The sequence below is a fragment of the Methanobrevibacter sp. genome (genome assembly GCF_045644645.1).
In the GTDB taxonomy this organism is placed as follows: domain Archaea; phylum Methanobacteriota; class Methanobacteria; order Methanobacteriales; family Methanobacteriaceae; genus Methanocatella.
The window spans coordinates 1-5293 of the sequence record NZ_JAZRHE010000043.1 but is presented as its reverse complement, the minus strand read 5'-3'; the positions used below and the strand labels follow the sequence as shown (position 1 = coordinate 5293).

Below are 5293 nucleotides of genomic sequence, written 5' to 3'. Positions count from 1 at the left end.
TGATTAATAAATAAGTTTTCAATGATTGTGATAAAATGGCAAATAAAATAATTAGAATTATTTTGATAGTTGTATTATTTTTTGTGTTTTTTGAAATAGGAATCGTTAGTTCATATACAATCGTAACTTCCGAAGCTCCTAACATTCAATCACTACTGGATATGCAAATTTCAAAAATAACCGGAATGTTGAATCCTGAAAAAGTCAACGATGCTTTGATTAAAGATCCAACTCGCGTTAACATTTCTAATAGAAAAGATGTTGCTTTAAAGATGGAAGAATTGTCGAATGTTGATGGTGTGAATGTTGATTCAATGAATGTTACAACCTTTGCAGACACTGATAATGATAATTTTACAGTTACTATACAGGCTTTGGGTTATGCATCTCCTAATTCCACATCAGGGCAAATCGTTATTAGTCAGACTCCATCGTATAAGGTAATTGCTAATGGAAATGCAACGCATAAGAGCGAGGGGTTAGTAGTTGATGTGGATACTCTTAATATAAACTCAGTTTTAAAACTATATTAGTGATATTTATGATTAATGTTATTGGAATTGGCCAAAATAGAGAAAACATGACTTTAGGAGCTTTAAAAGCTATTGAAGAGTCAGATGTTATTATTGGTTATAAAAAATATATCAACCAAATCGAAGATCTGGTTTCCGATAAGGAAATTGTTAAAAAAGGTATGGGCGATGAAATTTATAGGGCTGAAATGGCCATTCAAAAAAGTCTTGAAGGCCAGACAGTTTCATTAATTAGTTCTGGAGACCCAGGCGTCTTTGGAATGGCAAATGTATTATATCAAATTGTTAGTAAATATGATAATGTTGAAATTAAAGTTTATCCCGGGGTATCTGCTGTAAATTATGCTTCTGACAAGCTCGGAGCACCCTTAAATGATTATGCTGCAATTAGTTTAAGCAATATTTTAACTCCATTATCTGAAATTGAAAAGAAACTAAGACTTGCACTTGAAGCAAACTTGATTATTGCAATATACAATCCTTTAAGTAAAACACGTAGAGAACCATTTAATAGATTCAAACAATGTGTGATTGATGTTAAAGGAGAGGACACTTTAATAGGTATTGTTGATAGTACTTATGAACCTGCAAAAGAAACCATTGTTAAAGTTAAGGATTTAACTGAAGACATTGTCAACATGTCCTGCACATTAATTGTTGGAAATGATTTAACATACGAGCAAGACAGCAAGCTCATAACACCAAGAGGATATGTTATAAGGTCCAATATTCACCCATTATCACAAAATCATTACGAAAAATTCTTAAATGGCGAAGTTGCACACGGTCCTAACAGAGAATGTGAATTTTATCCATGTCATTGGGATGGTCAATATTGTGATTTCTGCTATTGTCCATTCTATCCATGTGGAGACTCTTCAACTGGAGGGGAATGGATTAAGGGCAAAAACGTTTGGAACTGTAAAGACTGTAATTGGTTACATCAAAAAGAGGCAGTCGAATGTTTAAGAGAGCCTTTGGAAAATATTTTAGAAGATGTTGAAGACTTAAAAACTAAGAAAAAATCTTTATTAAAGCTTAGAAGAGCATGCTTATTGAAAAATAATCCAAATGATCTTTAGGGGAATTTGAATTGTCAATCAAAAATCTTTTAATTGAAATGAAAAATTTATCTGAGCTCATGGTCGATTTAGCTTATTCCGCAATATTGTTCAATAGTAAAGCCGCGGCTGAAGAAGTTATTGCTTTAGAAAATGAAGTTAATTCCATGAACTATGAAATTAAAAAAGAATCGTTAGTTGCAGCTCGCTCTTATGAGGATGCAGAAAAATTAACTGCATTGCTTGAAATTGCAGAAGCTGCTGAAAGTATAGCAAATGCAGCTAAGGATTTAGCTGATTTAGTAATAACCGGTTTTAAACCACATCCTGTATTTAAAATGGTTATGGAAGAGTCTGATAAAAGTATTGTAAGAGTCATAATTGATGAAAAATCAGATTTGGCCAATAACACTTTAGGTGATTTACTTTTAGTAAATCGTACAGGAATGAGAGTAATTGCAATTAGAAGAGGTTCATCCTGGATTTATGGACCGGATAAAAATACAACATTACTTGCAAATGATACATTAATTTTAAAAGGAACAGAAGCAGGGGCTGATTTATTGGAAAAATTAGCTGCCGGAACATGTTCACTGGAAGACATCCCTGATGAATTGGAAGATGAAGATTAAATAGAGTGATAAAAATGATAGTTATAGGTAGTGATATTTATGAAGGATCGAAGTCCAAAGAGGAAGATTCGAAGTTCACTATCTATAGGTTCTTCAATTTCTGATTTTTTTGAAGTTCACAAATCCAATATCCGCGAAGGTCTTATAGCACTTTTAATTTGTGCTGTAGGAGATTTAATTGCCGGTATTATTTTAGGAAAGATGACCTTTTTCCTTGAAACATTCCCAGGGCTTTTGGTAATTATTCCTGGTGCTATTGGTATGAGGGGAAATATATTTGGTTCTTTTGCATCTAGATTATCCACTAATTTGCACATTGGTATTATATCTCCTAAATTTGAGCTATCAAAAGAATTGAATTATAATATATTTTCTTCATTTGTTTTGACCTTGGTATTATCCTTGTTTTTAGGCATTATTGCTAATTTAATGTGCTTATTATTGCATTATCCAGCAATGTCTTTGATTGATTTTATATTAATCAGTGTAATTGCCGGAATTATTTCCAATTTGATAATGCTTCCTATCACCATGCTGATTTCATTTAAAAGTTTCGAGCATGGTTGGGATCCAGACAACATTACAAGTCCAATTATCGCGGCATTCGGTGATTTATTTACATTGCCGGCCATTATTTTATCAATTTTTGTATTACAGACTTTGAATATAAGTTGGATTTTAAAGGATGTTGCACTATTGATAATAATTTTATTGGTTGCCATATCCTTTGTTTATTGCTATAGGTTATCTGATGAGACAAAAACAATTTTAAGACAATCCACACCAGTTTTACTCTTATGTTCCTTTTTGGGATGTTCTGCCGGAGCGATTTTAAATAGTGCCGTTGAGACATTACTTACAAACCCAACATTACTAACTCTCCTTCCACTATTCTCAGGAGAAAGTGGAAGTTTAATCAGTATTTTAGGCGCCAGATTATCATCCGGTCTTCACTCCGGTTTAATTGAAGCATCCACAAAACCTGAAGGCAACACTATCCATAATTTCGGAGTTTGCTTTGTTTTATCAATAATCATTTTCCCATTTATTGGAATTTTGGCAGAAGGGTCATCAGTCATTTTAAAAACTGCAGGGGTGGGTTTTGATAAAATCATTGAAATCAGTACATTATCAGGTTTGATTTTAGTTACAATAATGGTTATTTTAGTGTATTATGTTTCAATCACATCTTATAGGAACAATTTAGACCCGGACAATATTGTAATTCCAATTTCAACAAGTATAACAGATTCAATTTCTAGTCTAATCTTAATTACTGTATCTTTAATTGTTTTAGGTGTGTTAATCTAATACCATGCTTTTAAAATGAATTTGCATTCATTGGTTCTAAAATAATCATATTTCAACTTGTTTTTGTCAAAATTTTTTGGAACAGATACTAAAACGGCTTTTGCTTTTGGCTTATCGATATGAACAAATACAACTGCACTGCTATCCGAGCCGATATCAATATCATTGTTAAGATAAATTTTATCCGAAACCACATTTTTCCAGCTTTCATAACGGGAACCATTAGTATTATCAATGAGATATTTTACGTTGTATATTTCATTTTCATCAAGGAGCAAATAGTAATTCGAAGCTTTTAAATTACCTTTGAATAATTTAAAGTAATTACAACTATATTTATCCTTTTTATGGTTATGATTACATTTTCCTTCATTTGAAAAGTCTTTAATAGCATATTTTTTATAAAAGTCGCATTTTACTAACCTATTTGCGGCATAGATGTTGTCAGAGGTTTCCTTATTTCCAATTTTTACACTTGAAATAATACTCTCCTGCGGAATTAGTTCGATAGAGCTTTTCATCTTCGATTTAAATAAATATCGATTTATATATTTTTCATAATCGCCATTCAATTCCATGAATTTTTCATAGGACACACTGTTCGGTATGATTTCACCTTCATTGTTTACAATCGCAAGACTGAGTGTTCCTTTTTCATAACCTTCCCAATCGTGAGTATTTCCAGGGTTATTTATTAAATTGTCAACAACGCTTTCAACCATAACCTCATCATGTTCGTTTTTCATATTTCTTACAGCTTTTTGATTGCTTGTTTCACTCAATGAAAGTGCTGTTCCCATTATCAAAATAAATATTATTAGGATCATCGCTATTTCAAGTGAGATATTTCCTTTGCTGTCCATATTAAACCAACCCATATTTTTTCCTATGAGAATTATCTAAAATTAGGCTGTTAATATCTGTCTCGTCAAGTTTGGTTCCATAGTAATGGTCAGAAAATACAACATGATCTGAACAGGATAATGTTTCGTTTTTTAAAAGGGTATGTGTCTGTATAAATACTTCCAAACCATAATGAGGACATTTTCCCTTACCTTCAAGCCTGCATAAATAACAGCTTCCGTCAGCGCTTTCATGGAAATAACCATTCTTCAGACAATCGTCTAATACTCCCGGGTCTCCATGATGAATATATGGGTCATAAGGGCATTTTTTAATATATAAAGGTGCTGTAGCTTCAATATATGATTCCGGTGATTTGAAGTTATGCAAAAGCATATACCCGGCAATTGCATTTTTATAATGAATCTTTTCACCATATGTTAAGATTCCAGAAGCGATCGTCAGTTTGGCTATTGGCAACGGATCCTTTAATCCTTCAATTGAAGCATTTTTTTTGATAATGTTTGAATATTTCATATTGCCCTTTTTGACATTCAATTTCACTTTCAATAGAATTTTCCATGGACTGTCGGTATTTTCAACAGAAATGGCTTGCGATGATATTTCCACCCCATATTTTTTTTCATATTCATCATTTTTTTCGTTTAGTCTATTGTTTAGATTTTTTTTGATTTGCTTTTCACTGTTGTGCACAGGCAGTCCATTATAGACTTTTTGAGTTGCTTCGGCTATTGAGTCCCTTCCTAAAATTTCCAGGTTTCTGCTATAGTCATCAATAATATATTTGAAATTATTATTTGATTTTAATTCGATATTTTCACTTTCAATATAATTTATACTTGTAATTATAAAAATGGATATTAATAACATTGATATAGCTAAAATAGCAACG

At 32.0% G+C, this 5293-nt stretch carries 6 protein-coding genes; 4 read left to right on the top strand and 2 right to left on the bottom strand.

The window, feature by feature from the left end:
• Nucleotides 1-35: 35 nt before the first annotated feature.
• The 4 genes from ACKI4K_RS02995 to ACKI4K_RS02980 are packed head-to-tail and all read left to right on the top strand — an operon-like array spanning nucleotide 36 to nucleotide 3537.
• Complete coding sequence (locus ACKI4K_RS02995; RefSeq protein WP_407422142.1) at nucleotides 36-533, top strand: hypothetical protein; 498 nt, start codon at nucleotides 36-38, stop codon at nucleotides 531-533.
• 8 nt (nucleotides 534-541) lie between these two features.
• Nucleotides 542-1615 (top strand): precorrin-3B C(17)-methyltransferase, encoded by a 1074-nt coding sequence (gene cobJ / locus ACKI4K_RS02990; RefSeq protein ID WP_407422140.1) that lies wholly within the window; start codon nucleotides 542-544, stop codon nucleotides 1613-1615.
• 11 nt (nucleotides 1616-1626) lie between these two features.
• The gene (locus ACKI4K_RS02985) at nucleotides 1627-2226 is read left to right on the top strand and encodes a potassium channel family protein (RefSeq protein WP_407422138.1); all 600 of its coding nucleotides are present in this window, start codon (nucleotides 1627-1629) and stop codon (nucleotides 2224-2226) included.
• 39 nt (nucleotides 2227-2265) lie between these two features.
• On the top strand, nucleotides 2266-3537 hold the full coding sequence (locus tag ACKI4K_RS02980) for a magnesium transporter (protein WP_407422136.1): 1272 nt from the start codon (nucleotides 2266-2268) through the stop codon (nucleotides 3535-3537).
• Here ACKI4K_RS02980 and ACKI4K_RS02975 read toward each other — a convergent pair.
• The gene (locus ACKI4K_RS02975; protein ID WP_407422135.1) at nucleotides 3534-4400 is read right to left on the bottom strand and encodes a hypothetical protein; all 867 of its coding nucleotides are present in this window, start codon (nucleotides 4398-4400) and stop codon (nucleotides 3534-3536) included. The two genes, ACKI4K_RS02980 and ACKI4K_RS02975, sit on opposite strands and share 4 nt — an antisense overlap.
• 1 nt (nucleotide 4401) lies before the next feature.
• A complete protein-coding gene (locus tag ACKI4K_RS02970; protein ID WP_407422144.1) occupies nucleotides 4402-5286 on the bottom strand; it encodes a hypothetical protein in 885 nt (294 codons plus the stop codon).
• Between the last annotated feature and the right edge of the window lie 7 nt (nucleotides 5287-5293).

Bases quoted from the DNA above. Each gene is read 5' to 3' on its own strand.
- ACKI4K_RS02995 (WP_407422142.1), top strand. From the start codon at position 36: ATGGCAAATAAAATAATTAGAATTATTTTGATAGTTGTATTATTTTTT.
- cobJ (WP_407422140.1), top strand. From the start codon at position 542: ATGATTAATGTTATTGGAATTGGCCAAAATAGAGAAAACATGACTTTA.
- ACKI4K_RS02980 (WP_407422136.1), top strand. From the start codon at position 2,266: ATGAAGGATCGAAGTCCAAAGAGGAAGATTCGAAGTTCACTATCTATA.
- ACKI4K_RS02975 (WP_407422135.1), bottom strand. From the start codon at position 4,400: ATGGACAGCAAAGGAAATATCTCACTTGAAATAGCGATGATCCTAATA.